Source organism: Halobacillus sp. AWM4_238 (assembly GCF_056158265.1).
Genome location: NZ_JBSWSY010000002.1, coordinates 7501 through 31459, shown reverse-complemented (window position 1 = coordinate 31459; position 23959 = coordinate 7501). Strand labels below are relative to the sequence as shown.

The window sequence follows — 23959 nt, the reverse complement described above, 5'->3', positions numbered from 1 at the left end:
GGGCAGGCTGTCCAACGTGTAGAATTTTATTATTTCCGATATGACAAAAAAAGCAGCCCGGAACGGACTACTTTTTATTTTCCACAAAAGAGAGCTCAATAGTCTTCTTTAAGGATTTTTCTAAGTGTTTTTTCTGTTTCTCTGCCTGATATTCTTCCGGCATATAAGCACCTTTACAATAGAGGGTGACGCGGAGTTCTTCCCCTTCATTGGAAAGTTCAATCTTTTCGACCGTCTGCCTCCGAGTACTGTCCAGACTATAGCAGAATTTCAACATCGACCCGAGAAGGCGGATCTTTTTCCGTTCATCTTTCAAGAACCACTGTTTGTAAGGATCGAGGAATTGCTTAAAGATCGTCTTGTTTTTGAAAGAGGCCATTAAAGCCATTCGAAGTCTTTCCATGTGCATCAGCCCGTCAATCGTCCGGTTCGCCAGGAGGTAAAAGGTATGCTGGGAGCTTGATTCATTATCAATATATTCACCGAGATTGAACACATAGCTTGCCCTTTTCACTTCCTGCCAATCCTTTTTCCTCAAAGAGCCGATTCCACGATCGTGAAGCTGGTGGAACAAATCATGAGCCAGGTGCTGAACATGTTGAATATGCTTTACATTCAACTCATAATCACTAATCAACTCCTGGATACTCTCCTCTAAAACATTTGGAAACAGGGCTGTCCCCATATCACTCGTCAGCTGTTCATAAAAAACGCCATCACGCAATCCTTTTCTGCTTAAAATAAACCCTGAAGCATGAACTGTATCATACAAGGAATGAAAGACTTCTGTCGCTGGAAGGATGATATCCGCCCGATCCTTCGATAACCCCTCAACCTTCTGGAGCTTCTTCATATTCAGGGTGAAAAGATAGTTCTTGATAAAAGCAAAATCACTATCTTTCATTTTGTATTGGTGCAGTCCAGCGAGTGGGTATTCTTTCAAGTTCTGATCAATTTGAACGAGGTTACGCGCCCCTCCTCCAATTCCGATCAATGGAATGTTCTTTTTCTTCAACCAAGGGAGGGATTGAAATTGTTCAATCAAATAATGCCGAAGTTCTGACATTTCCTCCTCAGTTGGAAGATCTTTTTTAAAGAAATCTTGCTTAAGCGTTAGCGCTCCGAAAGGGAAGCTATGTGACTCAATCAATTCCCTGTTCTTGAAATATGTAACTTCTGTACTTCCTCCACCAATATCTACCGTAATTCCTTCTGTGACAGGCGTTGAATTCACAACGGCCAGATAACCATAGTAAGCCTCTTCATGATCGGAAAGAATGCGCATATCGAATCCTGTATGTTCCGATACTTGGTGAATAATCTCAGCTTGGTTTTGTGCTTGTCTGATCGTAGCGGTGGCTACACAAACCATTTCTTCCAATGGATAGGACTCCGCTACTTGCTTGAAGCTTTTTAATGTGGTCAGAAGAATTTGAATCCCTTCTGTCGACAATAAGCCATCGTCCATGAGGTGATTCCTCAGTCTGGCAACAGCTTTCACATTCTCCACTTCACGAAGACGTCCACCCTTTTCCCTCAAATAAATGACCAGACGCATTGTATTCGATCCGACATCAATAATGGCATAATATTTTTTGGACATCGTCTCACCACACTTCATTTTTGCCCATTATACCATAAGAAGCCGCTCTCTTAATATGAATAAGAGAGCGGCTGGTTGTTTGATTATCTATTCAATAAGCTGCCGACGTACTTCAATAATTCATTCGCGGAACTCGAATTGTACCCATGCTCATCAATGAGTGTTGCGACAACTTCATTGATTTTCTTGAGTTGCTGTTCATCCGGCGTTTTCGTAGACGTTGTAATCTTAACAACATCTTTCAAGTCTGCGAACAGCTTCTTCTGAATCGCTTCGCGTAACCGCTCATGAGACTGATAATCGAACTTCTTGCCTTTACGTGCATAAGCGGAAATACGGATTAAGATCTCTTCACGGAACGCCTTCTTCGCGTTTTCCGATACACCGATCTGTTCTTCAATCGAACGCATAAGGCGCTCATCCGGGTTCAGTTCTTCTCCTGTCAACGGATCTCTTAGCTTCGCTTTGTTACAATAAGCCTCTACGTTATCCAAGTAGTTATCCATTAATGTGACAGCTGACTCTTCATATGAATAGACAAAAGCTTTTTGAACTTCTTTCTTCGCAATCTCATCGTACTCTTTTCTAGCAAGGGATATGAAGTCAAGATAACGTTCTTTATCTTCACTGGAAATGGAAGCATGACTTCCGAGGCCATCTTTTAATGAACGCAGTACATCCAGCGCATTGATTGAGGTCAGCTCTTTCTTAATGATGGTAGAGGAGATACGGTTAATCACATAACGAGGGTCAATCCCACTCATTCCTTCATCCGCATGCTCTTTTTTCAATTCCTCCACATCTACATCACTGAACCCTTCCAGAATTTCTCCATCATACAAACGCATTTTCTTAAGTACATCGATCGACGCTTTCTTTGACTCTTTCAGACGAGTCAAAATTGTAAACATCGCAGCAACCCTCAGTGTATGCGGAGCGATGTGGACATCCCTGATGTCACTCTCACGAATCATTTTTTCATAGATTCTTTCTTCCTGGCTGACCTTCAAGTTGTAAGGGACCGGCATGACAATCATACGGGAATGCAAAGCCTCATTCTTCTTGTTGGCAATGAAAGAACGATATTCCGCTTCGTTCGTATGGGCAATAATCAACTCATCTGCAGAAATGAGGGCAAACCGTCCAGCCTTGAAGTTCCCTTCCTGAGTCAAGCTGAGCAAGTGCCATAAAAACTTCTCATCACACTTCAGCATCTCCTGGAACTCCATAACTCCCCTGTTCGCTTTATTCAACTCGCCGTCAAAACGATAGGCCCTGGGATCTGATTCCGAACCATATTGAGCAATCGTAGAGAAGTCTATAGAACCGGTCAAGTCTGCGATATCCTGCGACTTCGGATCTGAAGGGCTGAACGTACCAATGCCTGTACGCTTATCCTCTGAGAAAAAGATACGTTCCACTAAAACATCTTCAATCCTACCTCCATACTCCGTTTCCACTCTCATCGTGTTCAATGGAGATAGACTGCCTTCAATCCGAATCCCGTACTCTTCCTGGAAATCTTTACGGAGATGCATCGGAACAAGATGTAAAGGGTCCTCATGCATCGGACAACCCTTAATAGCAAAGACAGCCCCTTCATCCGTATGCGTGTACTTCTCCATCCCTCGCTTCAAAAGGTTAACGAGGGTTGATTTACCTCCGCTGACAGGCCCCATTAGTAAAAGAATACGCTTTCGAACATCCAGCCTTCTGGCAGCAGGATGGAAATATTCTTCAACAAGTTTCTCCATCGCTTCATCCAGCCCATAAATATCCTCATCAAAAAACTTGTAACGCTTATGATCGTGCTCCTCGGCAACGCCCGCACTTTTAATCATATTGTAAACGCGGGAATGGGCGGATTGAGCAAGATACGGACGCTCTTTCAATAGTTCCAAATATTCTGCGAATGTACCTTCCCATTTCAGTTCCTCTTCATGTTCCCGGTGATCTTGTATTTTCTTTAAAATGTCCACTTCGCGACCTCCCCCGTCGTAAGAGACGAATTTTAATACATCCTATGCCTGGCTACTGTAAAACATGTGTAAATGACTTCGAAATGCGGAGGCATCCTGATAGACGCGACTAGCATAAGACAAACGGTGCAGTGGTGCGTTCTTTCACCACGGAAGCGGTTGCCTTATGTCTCGAGTGTCCGGCGCTTATAACTGGCTATGACGTCAATAAATTCAACATTACTGGAAGAGAAGGCTGCCTGTTGATGGCAGACCCTACTCTAGAAAAAGAAACCTTACACCCACTTCCATAAAAAAACAGTCAAATAGCGGAGGGAAAAGCCCTCTTATCCACCCTATGGCCTCTTATAGGCTTTCATGACATAAAAAAGAGGACCAACATAAATGTCAGTCCTCTTCGTAGTCCTTCTCTTGAATATACCTGCGTCTTTTCGACAATCCCATGACAAGAAAAGCAATAAACAGAAACAAATTGAGCCACCGAAAGTCATCATAAAAAATAGCTAATAATGCCCAAATGGCCGCACTGATTAAGAAAAGGATGCTAGAAATCAACGTTTGGTTCACGATCATCCCTCCTTCCCTTATTATAAATCAACTCAACCAAAATGTATGTCCATTTTTTTGCAATAAGCAAGTAGTCCTAAAGAGTGGAAAAAAATCCTTTAGTAAATTTTGACACGTACATATACCCTTGTTAGAATTATTAAGAATATTTTAATAGGATAAAGTGCTACTCAACAGAAAGAAGGATTGCAAATGGAAACATGGTACTTTGTCGATTCAGGTCATTGCACCCCTGCTATGAATATGGCATTGGATGAAGCCTTGATGAATTGGCACCGCAATGGAGACATTCCTCCCGTGCTGCGTTTTTATGGATGGGAGCCTGCGGGATTATCTGTAGGGTATTTTCAGAAAGTCAAAGGAAAGATCGATTTAGATGGTGTTCAAAACCATGGATACGAACTTGTTCGTCGTCAAACGGGAGGACGAGCTGTCCTACATGACAATGAACTCACATATAGTGTTATTGTTTCAGAACATCACCCCGACATGCCCGACTCTGTTAAAGAAGCCTACCTTGTTATTTCCAAAGGTTTGCTTGAAGGATTCACAAATCTCGGAATCCAGGCAGAGTTTGCTGTTCCTGAAGGGAAATTAGATGTCGCAGGATCCGCGGTTTGTTTTGAAGAACCGTCCTGGTATGAATTGATTGTCGAAGGTAAAAAAGCAGCCGGTAGTGCACAGACGAGAAAGAAAGGGATTATCCTCCAACATGGATCCATCCCCATCGATGTTGATGACGTTAAACTATTTGATATGTTTATCTATAAGAATGAACGAATAAAAGAACGCGCTCGAAAGGCGTTCGGCGACAAAGCTGTAGCCATCAACCAAATCGTTGATCAACCTGTAACATTCGAAGAGACTAAAGATGCATTCAAAAATGGATTTGAAAAAGGACTAGGTATTAAGCTAGAGCCTTTTCAGCTTACAGAAGCACAGTGGAAGGAAGTCAGAAAGATTGCCGAAGAACGTTATGAAACAGACGAGTGGAATTACGCTAGATAACGAAGAGGAGTGAAAAAATTGGCCAAAAACCAAGAGTACATAAGAAAACCAGAATGGCTGAAGATTAAAATCAACACGAACAAATCTTACACTGGCTTGAAAAAACTGATGCGTGATAAAAAACTCAACACCGTTTGTGAAGAAGCTCGTTGTCCAAACATTCATGAGTGCTGGAGTGAACGAAAAACGGCAACATTCATGATTCTTGGAGATACTTGTACACGAGGGTGCCGTTTCTGTGCGGTTAAAACAGGTCTTCCTAATGAACTGGATTGGGGCGAGCCAGAACGTGTTGCTGATTCTGTAGAGATCATGGGGCTTAAGCACGTGGTCGTGACCGCTGTAGCACGTGACGACTTAAATGATGGAGGTGCAGCTGTTTTTGCTGAAACAGTAAAAGCCATCCGCCGCCGCGTCCCAGGGTGTACCGTTGAAATCCTTCCTTCTGATATGAAAGGAGACTACGAAAGTCTTCATACACTTATGGATGGGGAACCGGACATATTTAACCATAACATTGAAACCGTACGTCGCCTGACTAAAAAAGTGCGTGCCCGCGCAATGTATGATCGCTCACTTGAGTTGTTAAAACGCGTAAAGGAAATCCGTCCAAATACACCAACCAAATCCAGCATCATGGTCGGACTAGGAGAAACGAAAGAAGAAATCGTCGAAGCTATGGATGACCTACTCGCACACAATGTGGACATCATGACAATCGGTCAATATTTACAACCGACGAAAAAGCACTTGAACGTTGAACGTTATTACCACCCAGATGAATTTGAAGAGCTTAAGGAAATCGCTCTTGAAAAAGGATTCAAACACTGTGAAGCAGGTCCTATGGTGCGTTCTTCTTATCACGCTGATGAGCAAGTAAATGCCACATCTGCTCAGCGTCGTATCAAGTATATGCAGGGATACGAATCTCAAGGAAAAGAACTAGATACGACAAACTTCTAAAAAAACTGCCCCTCGTGACATGGTTCATGAGGGGCTTTTATTTCACCAATATTCTCCTTAATACGGAGGTCGGTTATATCCATAGGGTCCTGGTCCACCTGGGCCTCCTGGGCCTCCTGGACCTCCTGGGCCTCCAGGTCCGCCATAACCTCCGTAACCACCATAACCTCCATAGCCACCATAATAAGGTGGGGGTGGAGGCGGTGGACCACCAAATCCTCCATAAAAACCTGGCGCAAGTGCTCCACCTATAAAACCACCGAGCAATCCACCAGCAAAAGGACCTAAAAAGAAGAAACGTTCATCTTCAAATCGGAGATCATCTTCTACTTGGTAAGGATCATAATAATATGGGTAATGGTTCATTCATGCTCCTCCAATCCATCCTTGGTTATTCACCTACCCTTCACTCTATGTAAACGCCCGCCCTGACGTATAGGCATGTGTCACCTAGCAAAGGATAATTTTAACTGGACAAACAATTCACATCTACCCATAATTAGGGTATAATATGAATTAATCATGCTTGTCTGGCTACATAAAGGAGGACCACTCATGAATCTTACATTGATTATTCTTGTCTGTGTCGCATTTCTTACCGCTATCTTCAGTGCCGGATATGACACAAAACCAGGTACGCCAAAAAAATAAGCAGCAAAAACGCATCCGACAGGGATGCGTTTTTTTGTGTGTTTTGATTGTTGGGGCTTCTATTTTCGGTTCCATTTTTTTGGTTCCTGGTACGGAGAACTACCTTATGGTTCCAGGTACAAAAAAAGTAAGGATAGTGCCAGGTTTGCTGTTCACTATTTCACATTACCATGGTAAATAAAAAGCCGAATAGAGTCATTCAGCTTTTTAGACCTTTATTGGCTTTTCATATATCTAAGTTGCAAAAGCTCTAAAAGTTCAGTCGTTATGAAACCCTCTTCGCCTTCTTGACGAAGGTGAAAGCAATAAGAAGTCCATAACGGGTGTTCCGTGAACCGACTTAAATTCGCACGCTCTGGATTCCTATGAACATAATTGCATGCTGCAACAAAATAATGATGGTTTAGTATGATTTCGGCATGGTATCTGCCCTGAAAAAGATGACCTTGAAGTTCGTATTTCCTATTGAAATACTTGGAGTACATAAGGTGAAGTCTATGAAGGATTTTACTTGGAGGGTGATCGATCGTCTCGATAAGTAAGTGTACGTGGTTATTCATTAAACAATAAGCGTGGAGATTAAATGGTGACGTGACTTTTGTTCTCTTTAACATATCTAAATACGTTGATCGGTCTGAATCATTTAAGAATATATTTTGTCTTCTGTTTCCCCTCGCAGTAATGTGGAAAATTGCTCCGGGGAACCAATACCGTTTTTTTCGAACGTCATTTCCTCCTTCCATTTGCTTTTTGTTACTATTCGATAAAAACTTACAAAATCCTCTTTTCATAGTTCTAATACCATCCATGAAACTAAAATTCTAAACCCGGTACACTCTCGTTCCAATCCGGTACCAGGTACCAGATTGGAAATTCCCGTACCTGGTACCATACCAATGAAGGCCTGTACCTGGTACCAGATAAATGAAGGCCTGTACCTGGTACCAGATAAATGAAGGCCTGTACCTGGAACCAGATACAAAGGCCTGTGCCTGGAACCAGATACAGTAGTGCCTGACACCGAAAAGATGAAACCAAAAAAAGACGACCTGTAAGGCCGCCCTTCGCTTCATTTGATTAAATTCGGATGTCCCTGCTGTCTTAATGCTTCAAAAAGAATGATAGAGGCTGTATTGGATAAGTTCAGCGACCTCACTTGGTCTGTCATTGGGATTCTCAAACAACGATCCTCTAATCCTTCTAATAAGTCTTTAGGAATCCCGTCGCTTTCACGTCCGAAAACGAACAACAAATCCTGTTCTACATCGCTAAAATCAAAATCTACATAGGATTTCGTGCCGAAATTCTCGATATAGTAAAAATCGCCTTCTGGAAATGCCTCATAAAGTTCCTGAATCGAGTCATAGTAATTGATTTGAACTTTATGCCAATAATCCAGCCCTGCACGGCGCACCATCTTATCGTCTGTGGAAAAGCCGAGGGGACGAATTAGATGAAGTACAGAATTGGTAGCAAGACATGTACGAGCGATATTCCCGGTATTCGCTGGGATTTCCGGCTGAAAGAGTACAATATGGTTAGGCATACGTTTCACCTCAGTCTAATCTTAGTCAACTAGGCTATTATACCATACTCTTCAGCCGCCGATTTTATAAAATTTGTATTGGATGTCAGGGGTGTAAGCCGTTGAGTCTTCATACGCCCAGTAGCGATGACGACTGTTGGAGGTATGAGCATTCACAAGAGGCATGCCATTGGCGTCTTTTTTTACGACGAATGTGTTGTGATCAAATCTCCCATCCCCCTGAAAGTCGTAGCATATGATGTCACCAGGTGAAAGTTGATCGGCAGAAGAAACTTCTGTTGCCGTCAACCCTTTCCTTGCTCCACCCAAATACCACCGGAGCGCGTGAGCCACTGTCCAGCTGTAACTCCAGCTCCCGCTTCCCATCCACCAGCCTCTCGTACGATTCGGCGCCCCCCATGTTGGCGCCCCGCCTGCCCGTATGCATTGGGATACATAGTTCGTACAATCGACATCAAAGCTCTTATAAGCAGGGTTGTAGCTGTTCCACCAACGATCTGCATAGCGGACAGCTTCTCTTCGGTTGTAAGTGAACCTGGATTGTTCACGGTCTTGGTCACTTGAAAACTCTAATGGTAAAGACTTGGAAGTTTGTTCCCCTCCCCGCCTCTCTGTCACTACATGGTTACGGACCAATTCTTCACCCATAAACCGTGCGTCCCCATGGTAGATACCTTCCTCTAAGAAGTCATACCTCCCAGATTTAATGAGCAGGGATAAGGTCAATATATATTGGAGATGCGTTTGATCTTCATAAGCGACGCGGTGATAAGGATGTATAGTTAAAGTCAGCCGCTGCAGGCGTTGTCCTCGCTCTTCGATCCCATTCACTTTTTTCTTCAACCAAGAATGGTCCTCCTGCTCGAACAGACGATCCATGATTCTTTCCCAGTACACTTGCAATTGATATGTACAGCTCATGCCTCTCCCCTCCTTTCTACATCTTATGAAAAGTAGAGAAGGACATGAACATCAAAAAAAGCAGCCTCCATTTGCTGGAGCCTGCTTTATTGATTTTGTTTTATCGTTTGATGTTCTTTTTCAAATTCAAGTAATTTCTGCTTTTTATCCAAACCGCCGGCATAACCGACCAGCTTGCCGTTACTCCCGATGATCCGGTGGCAAGGGACGATGATGGAAAAGGGGTTTTGGTTCACTGCTCCTCCTACAGCTCTGATGGCTTTTGGAGCGTGCATGGAAGAGGCGACATCCTTGTAGGACCTAGTCTCCCCGTAAGGGACGTGGTGGAGGAGCGTCCTCCAAACTTGCCGTTGAAAATCAGTGCCGTAGCAATTCAATGGCACATGAAATTCGTGGCGATGTCCTTCAAAGTAGTCGGACAGTTCTTGCTTCGTTTGTGCCACATATTTGTGTTCGGGGTCATACACCAGTTCACCTTTGAGAAAATGTTTCTTTTTCCAAGATTGATAGACCGAGAGCCGGTCATCATAATGACCAAAGTCGATTCGGCAGACGCCTTCATCATTTGTTAGTACAGTCATTGGCCCCAAAGGAGTTTCGAATGTGTCATAGTATAAGAACGATTGATGGTTCATATTCAACCCCTTCTTCTTTAACAGTTTTTTCTATTATACAAGAGCTTTCTAATGTTGAAAAGGTACATTTGGTTACTGTTCTTGAAATTGGACGCCCTTTTTCATTTCATAAAGCACTTGTTCATCCTCTTCTTTACCCTTGGCTTCTTCAATGGCTTCAAAGCATTCGGGTGTTCCAATCTTCCCAAGTCCCCATGCAGCCGTTCCACGAATGACGGGACGCGGATCCTTCTTCATCAAACGAATCAACTCATCAATCGCTGTCTCATCACGGTAATGAGCAAGAGCAAGAATCGCGTTTCGTTGGATGGGTTTTTTCCCACGCCATGAACCTGAGATGAACCCGAATTTCTCCTTGAATTGACGGTTGGATATCGAAAGCAATGGCGTCAGCTTCGGTTTGACGATTTCCGGATCCGGTTCGAACTCTTCATGATTATGAAAGTCCTTCTTGCGGTTTTTCGGGCAAACGGTCTGGCATGTATCACAGCCATACAAACGGTTTCCGATCTTTGTCCGGAACTCATCCGGAAGGAAATCCTTCGTTTGTGTTAAAAATGCGATGCATCGATTGGCATTCAACTGACCGCCCTGAACGAGTGCATCCGTCGGGCACGCATCGACACAGATGTTGCAGTCTCCGCAACTGTCGTCGACCGGTTCATCCGGGGCAAATGGGATGTTCGTAACCAGCTCCCCAAGATATACATATGAACCAAATTCGGGTGTGATCACGGCACAATTTTTCCCACTAAAACCAATACCTGCTCGCTCTGCTACCGCCCGATCAGACAACTCGCCGGTGTCCACCATTGATTTCAATTCCACATCCGGGAATTTTTCCTGTAAAAAAGCCCCTAAACGGTTGAGGCGATCACGAACCACATCATGATAATCCTGCCCCCAGGAAGCCCGGCAGAAAATTCCACGCCGGTCCCCTTTTTTACTTTTAGGCGCATCATGCATTTTGGAAGGATAAGCCAGGGCGATGGAAATAATGGATTGAGCTCCGGGAAGCAGCCGACCAGGCTCTGTCCGCTCTTGTACAGAGCCTTTTTCAAAGCCGGACTGATATCCAAGCTCCTGTTGCCGTTTCAATCGCGCTTTTAATTCACCGAAGACATCTGCGGAAGCGAACCCAATTTTATCAATCCCGATTTCTTTACTATGAGCAATGACTTCCTCTTTGAACTGATGAAAATCCACCCTGACGCACCTCCTTTCTACCTTATATCTTTCACTTTCGCTGTCCGTATTCGGTTCAGCGTTGCTGCTATTTCAAAACGTCTCGGTCTAGCCAGTTCACCAGGGTGCTGGTCTTTAAATGGAGCAAAGGAAGCGAGTCCTTCTTCGTCCAATTGCCGCTCAATGTTATCGAGCAGTTCATGTAAAGAATCGCCACGCTTCAGTACTCCTTTTTTATCTAAATGCAGAAGTAAATCAGCGATCAGTCTTGTTTGGGATGAATCGACGAGCTGTTCGACATGATCTAACGCAACATCATGACTGCCCATTAGAATCTTGTGCATACCTTTGGCCTGAACTTTCTCTTTCTTCCCTTTCCGTGTTTGCAAGCTTTGAGGTAAGAAAGAACGTTTAGGTACTTCTCCGAAAGAATCATCATCGGATTCCATGCGGTTATTGGGATACTTACTCGCAATGTGCTTCGCTTTTTCCGTGACATTATGAGGAATATACTGATCCATCATAATCACATCATCAGCGACATGAAAGTAATCCCCAGACCCACCCATAACAAGAATGGTAGAAACATTTCGATCCTCACGCATCTGTCTAATTTTATCGATGAACGGGGTGATCGGTTCCTTCTCTTTTACAACAAGTTCCTGCATGCGTTCATCCCTGATCATGAAGTTTGTCGCACTCGTATCTTCATCAATCAGCAATGTCGAGGCGCCCGCTTCTAAGGATTCAACAACATTTGCCGCTTGTGAAGTACTGCCACTGGCGTTCTCTGTTGAAAATCTCGTCGTATCTGTCCCATGAGGAAGGTTTTTAATGAACGGAGAAATGTCTACGGTCGATACTTGACGGCCGTCTTCCGCTCTCACTTTTACAGCAGAAGGATCCGTCAGTACATACTCCCGACCATCGCCTTCCACATGAGGATACACCCCGCGCTCCATGGCATTCAACAGGGTACTTTTACCATGATAACCGCCACCGACAATTAAAACAATTCCACGCTTCAAAGCCATTCCTGTAATCGGCTCTTCCTTATGCGGAAGGTCAATCGTCACACGGTTCGATTCAGGACTTTCAAAAGGTACAGCGTCTCGCATTGGTTTCTGACTGATGCCACTCTCCCTTGGAAGAATCGCCCCATCAGCAACAAAAGAAATCCAGTCATTATTCTTCATTTCATCGAGAATCGTTTGGTGCTGATCTGCGAGTTGGCACACCGATTCAATTTCTTTATCTTTTATTGCAAAAATGGATTGGTTCATGATCTCAGGTAAAATGGAAAAGAAAAGCTTTTCTGCCTGTTTCCCATTGATCCTTCTGCCATTAGCGGGAAGCCCTACTGTAAGGCAAACCGTCGTATCCTCAGGGTTCAAAGTGACCGACGTCCGTTCCAATATTTCCTGTCCTGGTTGGTCTATGGCAATCATTCCACTCTTCCCAGAACCTTTAACACTTGTTTGAGTTTTATTTATAGTCTTCGCGACTGCTCTTGTGATCTTATCTTCAGCATAATACTTCCGGCGAACATCCTTCTTCCATTCAGGGGACATTCTTCGTTCGGAATCCGGAATTCGGATGCGGATTTTAGATGGAGCCGCAAAGGGGTCTCCTTGAACATAATCAATCATCAAATCATATCTCTCGAAAGAATACGTTCCTTGAACTTGCTTATAAGCCTTGTAGCTTTTTCCATCGATTTGTTTCAAATGCTGCTCTAATTTTCTCATCACGGAGTCCTCCCTTAAACGAATAGATCTATTATAGGGTTTATCCAAATTTCATCAATAAAAAACGCAATGCTTCGTTACCCATTTAACGAAACACTGCGTTGGTTCACATAAGTATAAAAAATAATAGCATTGGAGCGGGTGAAGGGAATCGAACCCTCGTCATCAGCTTGGAAGGCTGAGGTTTTACCATTAAACTACACCCGCATAATTAAAGTTCATTGTTCTTGTCTTGTTCAGGTCCAAATCATGCCCCTTCCTCTTCCCGGTTATTCGAGGAAGTTAGATCCGTCGGGGCAACTCGTAGCATATTCGGTGGAAGCTCAGCTCGTGGCTGAGGTTTTACCATTAAACTACACCCGCATCATTTGAATCATTGTTATATTATTCCTATTTTGTTGAGGTTCATTACTCATCCGAGTTGTTCGGACAACTCTTATCGTTTACATTTGTAATCATAACATTCGAAATCTAGCGACGCAACAAGAAATTTACGTTTTTTTGTCGAAAAATTTACTTTCACTTTACTCTTGTAGTTTCATAATTTCGTTTTCACATAGTATCCCCATAACCTCAAGCACCTAAACAAAAGATTCCTTTTGTGAGAATTTATATGTGAATTGGCACATCCTTTATGCATTAAATTACGTCCATGCAATGGATTGAATCTCCCTGTTGTTATCCGTACGTTCTGGTCTGAGCAGTCACTATTTTACGAGCAGTTTTATTTGGTATGGTGGGTGGAAATCAGGGAGGATCCATACAGGGACTCGACCCCTTAAATGGATATTATTTTTCCACCCACTCCCTTCTTCGCTACGATGTACTAAAATTTACATCCTTCAACTTTTCTTAGACTGATAAACAAAGATTAAGGAGAATACAAGAAACGCAATAAAGTGTAAGGAATCAATGAATAGTTTGAAGAGTTCGACAAGCATAGAGGAATCCATAACCATCACCCCCAACAAGCAATTTAGCTGTGGATCTGAACACATATGGCTGTAAACAATACAAAAGCTTGAGTGAGTGTACTAGTTTTAAGAGATAGTAAGAAGATGCTTTCCCTTATAATCCCTCTTATTCTCAATTTTATACAGTCCATACTGCGGTATAAAATACTATGGAAACCCTTCAAGTGCTAATCCCCCTCTTTTTAACAACAAAAAGAAACCGAGGGGCAAGCTGCCTCGGTTTCTCCAATGTTTTCAATCTTCATTTCTTTTATAAGATAACTGTACTCTTCAATGCAGCGATCAAATTTTCAAAGTCTTCTTCGACTTGCCTTACAACATCATCCCGTTGGTAATCTTTGTTTTGTTCTTTGGAACTTTCTGGTTCAATCAATAAGGTACGTCCCTCCATAAAGGTAATTTCAATCTTACGCGGAGGGGTATTTTCTGACAAACTGTAATCTTCAAAGTATTCCTTCATGGAAATGATTCGATCTGTTAACAAGGTTTCTTTTTTCAAAGCCATGTCCTGGGAGAGGCTGAGCACAGTTAACGTCCGGTCGTTACGATTGACAATGAACAATTGTTGTTGATCTGAATCGATAACTTCTAATAAACGGTATTGATCTGATTCAAACAACTCTTCCGTAAATTCAAGAATTGCGGCTGTCTTCAAATGACTTAACTCTTCCATACCCAATCTTTCTTTTAAATGAATGGACATGCTAATGGAACCTCCTTAAGATTTTATTCATTGTACACATCCCCCTTTTTCCGAAAGAAAAAACGTAAAAAAAGGAAAATAAACAATTTTTACCATACAGGAAAGGAGGTGGGGTTTCGAATGTCTGATACATTCGACAAACCTCCCTTTTTTCATATGTATAGGTTATGGATAGTCACTTTTTAAACTTAAGGCTCTGTTAAAGCTTGTTGTTGATATTTGAACAATTCGAACAAATGTTCTATAATGAAGTTATCAAATACAAGCGGGTGACGACTGTGAGAGCAACCGATATCCTTAAAGCCATTCAAACATTGAACCCGGCGGAAAAACATCGCTTACGTGAATACTTAATTGACGCTCTCACTGCGTCATCCTCGACAGGAACGGCTCTGGAAGAGATTTCAGAACGCAAGCACAAGGACGGCTATCATTGTCCTGATTGCGAGTCGGAACATATTGTTCGATTCGGGAAATACTCCACCATCGTAGACGGTGAAGAAGTGAAGAAACAGCGTTATCGCTGCAAAGCTTGTCGTAAGACGTTCACCGACCTCACCAATACCGCTTTATACCGCACGCGGCATCTTCATCGGTGGATGAAGTTTATCGAATGTATGATAGAAGGGTATTCGCTCAGAAAATCAGCAAAGTTGATTGGAAACGTGACACACGTGACCTTGTTTTATTGGAGGCACAAGCTCCTATCGGCATTAAAACAAATGGAAAGTTCAACGTTCCAAGGTATCGTCGAAATGGACGAGACCTATTTCCTGTACTCTGAAAAGGGGCAAAGAAAGATTGACGGTAGAAAAGCACGCAAACGTGGTGGTTCCGCAAAGAAACGCGGCATCAGCAACGAACAGGTATGTGTCTTGGTCGCAAGAGACCGTGACAAGGTGACCTTCTCTCAGACATTAGGGATGGGGCGTTTGACGAAAGAACAGTTAGATAAAGCCATCGGTCATAAACTTACGAGTGAGAATGTGTTATGCACCGATGCTTGGCGTGCCTTCAAAACCTATGCGTTTGATAACGGGATGGACATCTTTCAGTTCAAATCAGACGGTAAAATCCGCACCAAGGGGCTTTATCACATTCAGAACGTCAATAACTACCACCGAAGGCTGAAAGCGTGGATACAGCGCTTTAACGGCGTGGCAACGAAGTATCTCAATCATTACCTAACTTGGTTCCAGGTATTAGAGAGTATCCATCATCAGCGGAATGAAGTGACGATGAATGATATGATTGTAAAAGGGAATTTATTTCCAAGTGTCGAAACCTATGATACCCTTAGATTATCTACTTTCACGATTTGACAATTGAATATTGTTTCCCGAATCGGATATTTATCTTGAAATCGAGTCTTCCAGTAAAGGGCAGGTTAGTTGAAGACTCAGTTTCGAGATATTCACCTTGTAGTGACATATTAATACAATAAATGTAAAATTAAGAATACGGTTATTTCCCGAAACTATGGGAGGAGAAGATGTCTATGGCTCCTGTTAAAAAAGCGTATGGATATGTAATACGTTATAGGGATGGAAATCCTCAAGTATTAGTATTTCAACATCCTATTAAGGAAGCAGGAATTCAAATTCCTAAAGGTACAGTAAAGGTCGGAGAAGATACTTATGATGCGGTTATTCGAGAAACTAAAGAGGAGACTGGTTTAAAAAACTTTATTGTTGAAGAATTAATAGCTAATGATCTATGGAGAAATGACGACGGGGTAATACATAATCGAATTTTTTACAAAATAATAACCACAGAAGACAGGGATCAGTGGTTTTACAAACCAACTGGGGGTGGAGAAGAAGAAGGTCTTAAGTTCAATTTCTTTTGGATATCTTCTATAGATGAAATCAATCTAATAAGAGGGCACGGAGACTATCTAGGCTTAATATTCGATTAGTTTTATTTCTTTACTTAAGGGTTAGCCATAAAGGGGTGGATTTTATTATGAGAGTAGATGAAAAAGTAAAGTTAAACGGCGGCAAAGAATTGAGATATACTCATATACAAAATAATTCTAAAAAAGTTTGCTTTATGCTCTCTGGAGCAGGTTATACATATGACAAACCGTTATTTTATTATTCAACTATGAAATTATTAGAAGAAAATACCGACATAATCCATCTCCATTACAACTACAGTAAAGATGAATTAGACCTTCCTATCTCAAAATTATCCCAACTCATAACCTGTGACGTGAAACAAATAATTAAAGATGTGCTAAAAAATAACGATTATGAAGAGAAAATATTTTTGGGTAAGTCTCTAGGCACTATACCAATAATAGATCAATTACTTACTGAATACCGAGAATCAAAGTTCGTTTTGCTGACCCCGTTGCTAAAATATGATGTTTTTATGGAACCACTACTTGAAACCCACTGTAATCTTCTGATCATTGTAGGGGAAAAGGACCATCATTTTTTTGTGGACAAGGTAGAAGCATTGAATAGGAGAGAGAACATTACGGTAAAGAAATTGCAAGGAGTTAACCATTCATTGGAGTTGGAACCATTTAACACTTTAGAATCCATTGCAGTATTAAGGGAAACTATTCACAGTATCAATAACTACTTATCTTGGAGCTGAATCTTCTGTTATTAGAGTAGAGTATGATGTGATTTATTGGGGAGGGAACTGATTTGAACAAGTATGGGACATATTTATTTAAGGGTTCAGCAAGTTATTATTCAAAATATAGACCACTGTATCCGTCATCACTTATAAGGTTTTTAGTGGAAAAGTTTTCTCTGAATGGAGAGCAAAACCTCCTGGATTTAGGGTGTGGACCTGGTCAACTTACACTAAGGTTCTCGGATTGGTGTAATAAAATAGTTGGAATAGATACGGAGCCAGAAATGATTGAAGAAGCTAAACGTCTTCATCAAGATATAAGGTTTGGTCAAATCCAATGGTTTAATGGAACACTAGAGCAATATAAAGTAGAACATACTGAACAATTCAATCTCGTAACAATAGCAAAAGCATTTCATTGGATGAATAGATCCAAGGTTTTAGATGAGTTATACGACTTGATTCCTGACGGCGGCGGAGTGGCTATCATCGATAATTATGATCCAAATAAACCGCTAAAACCTTGGCAAGTAAAACTGAATGAACTCATAGAAAAATGGTATGGAAAAGAACGGAGAGCTGGTAAATCCATCTATACCCATCCAGTTATTAGTCACGAAGAAATCCTATCAAATTCAAAATTTGAAGTTGAAGTACACACTTTACCTACATATGAGATCAATTGGACGATTGAGTCAATTCTAGGAAACTTATACTCCACTTCCTACGGGGCAAAACGGTTTTTGGGCAGTAAAATTGAGGAGTTTGAAAAGGAGGTCAAAGAAGAATTGAGGGGTTCTTCTGACACTAATGAGTTTAAAGAAACATTAAACGTATCTGTGAAGCTCGGTATAAAGTAGAACGTTTCGGTATTTATCTTGATTTCAAATCTTCATGTAAAGGGGGCTTATCTTTAACAAAGGTAAGTCCTTTTTGTTTGTAAAAAGAATTGAGTTCTTGTTTTCTTTTTGAAATAATTGGAATTGGAAGTGTCTTTGATCTAGAGCAAGAACTAGAAGACTGTAGCATCTGAAATAGCTGGTTGATTTTTTTCTTCATTATCACTATTGCATTTCTGGATGGTTTGACCGCCTATTTAAAAAGTGTTTAGTGGAGGTGATGGAATGAAGCAGATTGTACACGCATGGGTTCCGCATGAAGCATGTACCCATTACATTTCGTTAGATAAATGCATACTGCTGCCTTACTGGATAGAATTGAAGTTTACGCTTCTTTTCAGCAATGATAACGGTGGGCTTTGTGATTCAGGAAAAAAGATCACTTTTACGTTCGAATCCCCCGTTGCCGTGCGGTACTCAGAGGAGGCAGATCGGGAAGACTTAATTCATGCAGATTTTGTTGATGAGTTTTCTGTTGCCCAAGGCCGTGTTTGGCCTTACTTCAAAGTGGGAAATTCACAATTCATGCAATGGCAACTCGATCTTAATGCAGCTATTGGGGACCCTAGTGAGCTAACGTGTTTTGGTTTTACCGAAGAGCAATATTTATTTGAAATTCTAAGTAGTAAGGACCCTGTCGTGAAAGTGGATTGATTTAGTAATTGAAATAGTCTAACCATGATACTTAAAACAAGGAGAATCTTTATTGATGGGAGTTAGTTGAAAACTTGAAAAAATATTTTATAGCCATAGACGAAGAGGTAGATAAAAGAATTGACAACATTCTAACTTTCATCGGGATTTTTTCAGTTTTGATTGGTTCCAAAATACTTAACAAACATTTTGGATACGGGATAATTCTTGTAACGCTACTTCTTCTAATAAGAATTGTGTGGGACCTGGTTAATCCAAAGTCAAGAGTACAAAAACGGTATAAGCAAACTTTAAGTATCGCGGTATTTTTTATATTCTTGGCTTCGATTATTTGGATTGTCATACGGCTATTATTGCCGTACCCATATGGAATTCTTTATGGGTCATAACGATTTCCTCAACACTTAGTCTTATGGGGGCAAAGTATAAAATTAATTCAACCATGTTACATAAGGTCTTTGTGCGGAATTATAGGAGGATGGAAGAAATTCTTTTAAGGAGGGAGGAAACATTGAAAGGACTTAAAATAGTGAATTTCATCTTAGCTATCATTGCTATGGTACTGGGGCTCTCTCATCTATTTGTTAATAATGTTCGAATACTATCAGTTATATTTCTCCCTTTTTTGTTCATCTTCTTTTTTCTAATAGGAGTTGAACAGGTTAAGACCAAGCGAAAGAGAAGAGGGTATCTATATATTGTTGCAGCTATCCTTTTTATTTTTCCAGTGATAAAAGTATTAGCTGTCTACTTATAATCTATCATGATGCATATGTGATTACATAAGTTGTTTAGAAGTGCTTTAATATCTTGATATCGAGTCTTCAGGTAACGGGGGCTTTTCTTTAATAACATGCTTTGAAGCAATTGAAGATAAAAAATATAGGAGGTGTTTTCATTGATTAAGGGTCTATACGAAGCACATTTGCCGGTAAGTGACTTGAATAAGTCGATTGAATTCTATGAAGGGCTAGGGTTGAAGTTTGACCATAAAGTGGAAGATAGATTAGCTTTCTTATGGATTGTGAAAGACCAAAGTTGGATTGGCTTATGGAAAACCGATAAAGTTGAGGTAGAGTATCATCCTTCAATTAGACATATAGCTTTTGAAGTATCTTTAGATGGTCTGAAAAACTCGATTAACTGGCTAACAACTAAAGGTTATAAACCGAGAAAAGCTTTTGGTTTTGAGCCTACTGAACCATTTGTGATGCCAAATCCTAATGAAGAGTTTGGTCATGCAAAGATACATTTTAATGACCCGGATGGAAATAGTTTAGAGTTCATTTGTAAAATTGGTAATCCTAACAATTTGACAGAGAAAATGTATCTAAGTGAATGGGAAGAATTAAATAAATTAACGAAGTAGTATGGAGCATAGACGATACAAATGGAGACTAAAGTAAAAGAAAAGCTAAGATATATCTCAAATTCGAGTCTTTCTGTATTGGGGGCTTTAGTTGAATAAGGCAAATATAAGAACGAGGAACTTCCAATTTTATGGAAGTTCCTTTTTTGTAGTAATATCAACACTGAACTTTAACAGAGCCAAACTTAAAGAAGGTTCTCAATGGTTACGGGGTTGACTATGAAATGAATACCACATAGGATCTATAGCTGATCAGAAAGGGCTTTGAAAGAGGCCACGGCTTCTTTATAATAAGCCAACTGTCGATTTTGAATCGTTTGTTCTAAATTGTTGAAGGCTTTAGAGGCTAATCGCTTTAAATCATCATGATTTGTAATTTCCAGTAACTCTTTAATCATCAGCTGCTTTTCTTTTGTATCTTTCTCTAAAGTTTTCCACTCTTCCTCTGTATCTATCTGATCTTTTTTCAAGTCTTCCTCTACGCTTCGCCCGAGTCCGTAAATCAGTTGCTTCATTTCTTCATTCTCCTGAATGGATTGAAGGGTCGTGTCATCAACGAATTCCTCTATAGTGGACACTTCCATCTCTTCAGGCTCTGTTTGATCAATAATTACTGTTGCATAGGATTGTTGACCTTCGTTTGACGAGGCTTGAACATCGACACTCTCCTGCTGATCTATTTTGGTGAGCTGCCACACTCCAAATCCGAGCGCCAGTACACCTAGAATAGACGTCCCTTTTATGAACTTACTCATTATGCATCCCTTTCTTATCAATTATCGGTCAATATATTTGTAACAAGATTGTAACATTACAAGAAATAACTGTAAATAAAAAGGAGAAGCTAGATAAGCTTCTCCTTTTTCGGGGTTCCTATAAGTTTTCCAAGAATAATCGAATGACATCGGCACCGCCTATAAACGTTCCTAACGAACTCCCGATATTCGCAAGAACGACAACAAGAAGGATCCGCGTCACTTTATTGTTCCAGAACCCTTTTATACTTGTTACATCATCTGACAACGTTTCAAAGTCCGCTACATTTGGACGACGGAAGTAGGCTTGTACAATCCCAGCAAACCATCCTGCCGCAATCAATGGGTTTAACGATGTAATCGGAGCCATAATAAATGCTGATACAACCGCTAAAGGATGAGCAAGAGCTGCTGCTGCTCCCAACGCTGAGAAAGAACCATTCCAAAGCACCCAGCTGATCGTTTGCTGTGTACCCGCTGCCGGATTCGAAAAGAAAGTGTAAAGAATAATGGACACAATCAACACCGGAATACTCCATCCGATGATTTTCGGCACCTTCGACTTTGGCGGTCTTTGTTTTAGCTTTTTCAAGTCTTGTTCTTTGTGAATTTCTTCCTTAATTCCAGGCACATGAGCCGCTCCGAGTATAGCAACTATTTTTTCTCCTGGTGCGTCCTTAATTTTCTGTGCGAGGTATTGGTCCCGTTCATCAATGAGAGGTTTCTTCAATTTCGGAAAGTTATCCGTCAAGTCCTGGAGCATACCGTCAAGCATATCTTGGGATTTCATCTTTTCCAACTCTTCTTCAGAAATTTTTTCATTACTGAAGATGCCATAAAAGATAGACAATAAAAGTTTCATTTTGCCACCGAATCCAATGTTGCCCCATATCCTTGAGAAAGTGATTTGAATATTGCGGTCAGCTAAAACAAGTTCTGCTCCGACTTTTTCCGCTGATTCAATTCCCTGGATCATTTCCTGTCCTGCTTGAATTCCAAACTGCTTTGCCATACGTCTTTGAAAAGATGAAATCGCCAAATTGACGAGCAGCAAAGTCGCTTTTTTATTCTTGATGACTTCAAAGATATCTGTGTTTTTCCAACGGTCTCCATCTTGGATGGATTGAAATCTTTGTTCATCCAGCTCAACACAAACCGAATCCGGCTGCTCTTTCTCAATAACAGCTTTTACTTGTTCAGCACTTGCCTTTGAAACGTGAGCCGTGCCAACAAGCACATATTCCTTATTATCTATGTGAATTCTTGTAATGTTTTCTTCCAATGCAGACATCTGAACCTTCCTTTTTTGCTTCCCGTTTATTTTCTCTCTCTCCTCATATTAAACTAGATGAGCTCAAATGAGAATCCTTTCGCCTAAAAACATGTCATTGACAAGCACTTGTAGGAAGGATAAAATCTCCTTTAATCATAGAACACATTAAACCTTGCGTATAAATTTGGAAATAAGGTCCAAATGTCTCTACCGAACCACCGTAAATGGTTTGACTACGAGAGGGATCATCTCATCCTTCTCTTGATTTTTATACACGATATACTTCTTAAGGAGGAGGAACAGGAAGATGAACATTGAAACACTAACAAAAAGAATAAAGGTAGCAAACAAAAAACAGCCCGCGGATCAAGTTATTAAGAATGTGCAAATCGTCGATGTATTTAATGGAGAAATCATCATTCATAAAGATGTAGCGATTGTCGATGGATACTTCGCAGGGATGGGTGATTATGAAGGAAGAGAAGTCATTGATGCTCAAGGACAGTACATGGCTCCTTCATTCATAGATTCTCATGTACACATTGAATCCTCCATGGTCCCGCCCTCCGAGTTCGCTAAAGTCGTTATTCCTCATGGTGTGACCACAGTGATTACAGACCCTCATGAAATTGGAAACGTCCTTGGGGTAGAAGGCCTCCAGTTCATGCTCGACGATACGAAAGACATTCCCATGGACTTTCATTTTATGCTTCCTTCCAGTGTGCCAGCCACCCCTTTTGAAACATCTGGTGCTGAATTACAGGCATCTGACCTTCACCCTTTTCTAAGTGACCCACAGGTTCTTGGACTCGGGGAAGTGATGGACTATGCATCACTCAGAAACGCCGATCCTGAGTTATTGAAAAAAATAACACAAACTCTAAAATCAGGTGGTTACATCGACGGTCACCTCGCAGGACTAGATGATCATGCTGTCAATCTATACTCAAGTGCAGAGGTTCAGACCGATCATGAATGTAATACAACAGAAGAAGCCCTTGCACGGCTCCAGCGAGGCATGTATGTCAGTATCCGTGAAGGATCTGCCGCCAAAGACCTGAAAGCCCTATTGTCCGTAGTGAACGAAAAGAACGCCAGACGTTGCCTATTTTGTACAGATGACAAACACATCGATGATCTTTTAACGGAAGGAAGCATCGACCATCACATCCGTTTGGCTACAACTCAAGGGCTCGATCCCATCACCGCTATCCAAATGGCTACATTAAATGCAGCCGAATGCTATGGTCTACATCATAAGGGAGCGATTGCGCCAGGTTATATGGCCGACTTCGTATTTTTTGAGGACTTACAGGCACTAGAAGTCACACAAGTGTTCAAAGCAGGGAAAAAGGTGGCTTCTCAAGGAAGCTTTTTGAATGAAGGCCCTCCCCAAATCCCAAAAAATCATAAAATCAAGAACAGCATGCGCTTTCCCGAACTATCAAAGGAAAATTTGCGTATACCGATGAACACCTCACAAAAAGGAAACATCATTAAAATAAATAAAAACCAAATTAAAACGGACCACCTGGTTGAAGAGGTGGAAACAGAATCAGGATACTTTCTACCATCTGTGAGGAAAGACCAATTAAAATTAGTGGTTGTAGAGAGACATCATTATACAGGGAATATTGGACTCGGGATTGTAAAAGGGATGGGGCTTCAAAAAGGAGCTATAGCTACAACCATTGCTCATGATTCTCACAATATCGTAGCCGTAGGCACAAACGATGAAGATCTCGTAAAAGCTATCTCGCATTTGTATGAAATTGGCGGGGGAATGACATTATTCCATGAAGGAGTCTCCCTCTCATCACTTCCTCTTCCAATAGCCGGATTGATGTCGGATCAAAAGTACGAAGAAGTTGCTCGACGTTTGGTAGACGTTCACAAAGATCTGTCCACCCTTGGCTTTGCCAATGACTTCAACC

Annotated in this window: 22 protein-coding genes, 1 tRNA gene and 1 riboswitch (1 of these 24 cut by a window edge); of the genes, 9 read left to right on the top strand and 14 right to left on the bottom strand. The window is 41.3% G+C overall.

Features of this window, described 5'->3' with window-relative positions; all coding sequences use genetic code 11:
• Positions 1-67: 67 nt before the first annotated feature.
• The 3 genes from ppx to ACXACN_RS00245 form a co-directional block, all read right to left on the bottom strand.
• A complete protein-coding gene (ppx, locus tag ACXACN_RS00255) occupies positions 68-1603 on the bottom strand; it encodes an exopolyphosphatase (protein ID WP_474961380.1) in 1536 nt (511 codons plus the stop codon).
• A gap of 83 nt (positions 1604-1686) precedes the next feature.
• Positions 1687-3582: a PrkA family serine protein kinase gene (locus tag ACXACN_RS00250; protein ID WP_474961379.1), complete on the bottom strand. Its 1896-nt coding sequence runs from the start codon at positions 3580-3582 to the stop codon at positions 1687-1689.
• 387 nt (positions 3583-3969) lie between these two features.
• Positions 3970-4149 carry a hypothetical protein gene (locus ACXACN_RS00245; RefSeq protein ID WP_474961377.1) on the bottom strand — a complete coding sequence of 60 codons (180 nt, stop codon included), beginning with the start codon at positions 4147-4149 and terminating at the stop codon, positions 3970-3972.
• Between the two features lie 192 nt (positions 4150-4341).
• On the opposite strand from ACXACN_RS00245, the gene ACXACN_RS00240 reads away from it, so the two are divergent.
• Positions 4342-5157: a lipoate--protein ligase family protein gene (locus ACXACN_RS00240; RefSeq protein ID WP_474961375.1), complete on the top strand. Its 816-nt coding sequence runs from the start codon at positions 4342-4344 to the stop codon at positions 5155-5157.
• Positions 5158-5175: 18 nt separating this feature from the next.
• A complete protein-coding gene (gene lipA, locus ACXACN_RS00235) occupies positions 5176-6120 on the top strand; it encodes a lipoyl synthase (protein ID WP_474961374.1) in 945 nt (314 codons plus the stop codon).
• A gap of 57 nt (positions 6121-6177) precedes the next feature.
• Here lipA and ACXACN_RS00230 read toward each other — a convergent pair whose 3' ends face one another.
• From ACXACN_RS00230 to ACXACN_RS00190, 9 genes are all read right to left on the bottom strand, one after another.
• Positions 6178-6486, bottom strand: a complete 309-nt coding sequence (locus tag ACXACN_RS00230; RefSeq protein ID WP_474961373.1) for a hypothetical protein — start codon at positions 6484-6486, stop codon at positions 6178-6180.
• A 500-nt stretch (positions 6487-6986) separates the two neighbouring features.
• The gene (locus tag ACXACN_RS00225) at positions 6987-7514 is read right to left on the bottom strand and encodes a transposase (protein ID WP_474966773.1); all 528 of its coding nucleotides are present in this window, start codon (positions 7512-7514) and stop codon (positions 6987-6989) included.
• Positions 7515-7840: 326 nt separating this feature from the next.
• On the bottom strand, positions 7841-8317 hold the full coding sequence (gene trmL, locus ACXACN_RS00220; protein WP_474961371.1) for a tRNA (uridine(34)/cytosine(34)/5-carboxymethylaminomethyluridine(34)-2'-O)-methyltransferase TrmL: 477 nt from the start codon (positions 8315-8317) through the stop codon (positions 7841-7843).
• A 51-nt stretch (positions 8318-8368) separates the two neighbouring features.
• Positions 8369-9238, bottom strand: a complete 870-nt coding sequence (locus tag ACXACN_RS00215) for an amidase domain-containing protein (RefSeq protein WP_474961369.1) — start codon at positions 9236-9238, stop codon at positions 8369-8371.
• Positions 9239-9324: 86 nt separating this feature from the next.
• Positions 9325-9873 carry a methylated-DNA--[protein]-cysteine S-methyltransferase gene (locus tag ACXACN_RS00210; protein WP_474961368.1) on the bottom strand — a complete coding sequence of 183 codons (549 nt, stop codon included), beginning with the start codon at positions 9871-9873 and terminating at the stop codon, positions 9325-9327.
• A 72-nt stretch (positions 9874-9945) separates the two neighbouring features.
• On the bottom strand, positions 9946-11079 hold the full coding sequence (gene queG / locus ACXACN_RS00205; protein WP_474961367.1) for a tRNA epoxyqueuosine(34) reductase QueG: 1134 nt from the start codon (positions 11077-11079) through the stop codon (positions 9946-9948).
• Positions 11080-11096: 17 nt separating this feature from the next.
• Entirely contained in the window at positions 11097-12806 is a 1710-nt protein-coding gene (locus ACXACN_RS00200; RefSeq protein WP_474961366.1) for an ABC-ATPase domain-containing protein, read from the bottom strand.
• Between the two features lie 133 nt (positions 12807-12939).
• Positions 12940-13013 (bottom strand) — tRNA-Gly (locus tag ACXACN_RS00195).
• A 1017-nt stretch (positions 13014-14030) separates the two neighbouring features.
• Positions 14031-14483, bottom strand: a complete 453-nt coding sequence (locus ACXACN_RS00190; protein ID WP_474961364.1) for a hypothetical protein — start codon at positions 14481-14483, stop codon at positions 14031-14033.
• 278 nt (positions 14484-14761) lie between these two features.
• Between ACXACN_RS00190 and ACXACN_RS00185 the strand changes: the two genes are divergently transcribed.
• The 6 genes from ACXACN_RS00185 (at position 14762) to ACXACN_RS00160 (ending at position 19997) form a co-directional block, all read left to right on the top strand.
• Entirely contained in the window at positions 14762-15805 is a 1044-nt protein-coding gene (locus ACXACN_RS00185) for an IS1595 family transposase (RefSeq protein WP_474966771.1), read from the top strand.
• Positions 15806-15981: 176 nt separating this feature from the next.
• Positions 15982-16401 (top strand): NUDIX hydrolase, encoded by a 420-nt coding sequence (locus tag ACXACN_RS00180; RefSeq protein WP_474961362.1) that lies wholly within the window; start codon positions 15982-15984, stop codon positions 16399-16401.
• A gap of 47 nt (positions 16402-16448) precedes the next feature.
• Positions 16449-17090: an alpha/beta family hydrolase gene (locus ACXACN_RS00175; protein ID WP_474961360.1), complete on the top strand. Its 642-nt coding sequence runs from the start codon at positions 16449-16451 to the stop codon at positions 17088-17090.
• Between the two features lie 53 nt (positions 17091-17143).
• Positions 17144-17935 carry a methyltransferase domain-containing protein gene (locus ACXACN_RS00170; protein WP_474961359.1) on the top strand — a complete coding sequence of 264 codons (792 nt, stop codon included), beginning with the start codon at positions 17144-17146 and terminating at the stop codon, positions 17933-17935.
• Positions 17936-18199: 264 nt separating this feature from the next.
• Complete coding sequence (locus tag ACXACN_RS00165) at positions 18200-18628, top strand: hypothetical protein (RefSeq protein ID WP_474961358.1); 429 nt, start codon at positions 18200-18202, stop codon at positions 18626-18628.
• Positions 18629-19526: 898 nt separating this feature from the next.
• Complete coding sequence (locus tag ACXACN_RS00160; RefSeq protein WP_474961356.1) at positions 19527-19997, top strand: VOC family protein; 471 nt, start codon at positions 19527-19529, stop codon at positions 19995-19997.
• Positions 19998-20239: 242 nt separating this feature from the next.
• On the opposite strand, the gene ACXACN_RS00155 is transcribed toward ACXACN_RS00160, so the two are convergent.
• Complete coding sequence (locus ACXACN_RS00155) at positions 20240-20752, bottom strand: hypothetical protein (protein WP_474961354.1); 513 nt, start codon at positions 20750-20752, stop codon at positions 20240-20242.
• 118 nt (positions 20753-20870) lie between these two features.
• Positions 20871-22043: a TraB/GumN family protein gene (locus ACXACN_RS00150; RefSeq protein ID WP_474961352.1), complete on the bottom strand. Its 1173-nt coding sequence runs from the start codon at positions 22041-22043 to the stop codon at positions 20871-20873.
• A gap of 136 nt (positions 22044-22179) precedes the next feature.
• A riboswitch (purine riboswitch) is annotated at positions 22180-22281 on the top strand.
• A gap of 51 nt (positions 22282-22332) precedes the next feature.
• Here ACXACN_RS00150 and ade point away from each other — a divergent pair.
• A protein-coding gene (gene ade, locus ACXACN_RS00145) for an adenine deaminase (protein WP_474961350.1) crosses the window boundary here: on the top strand, positions 22333-23959 show its 5' portion. Its footprint extends 110 nt past the window's final position; only the first 1627 of its 1737 coding nucleotides appear in the window; its start codon is at positions 22333-22335; its stop codon lies beyond the right edge, outside the window.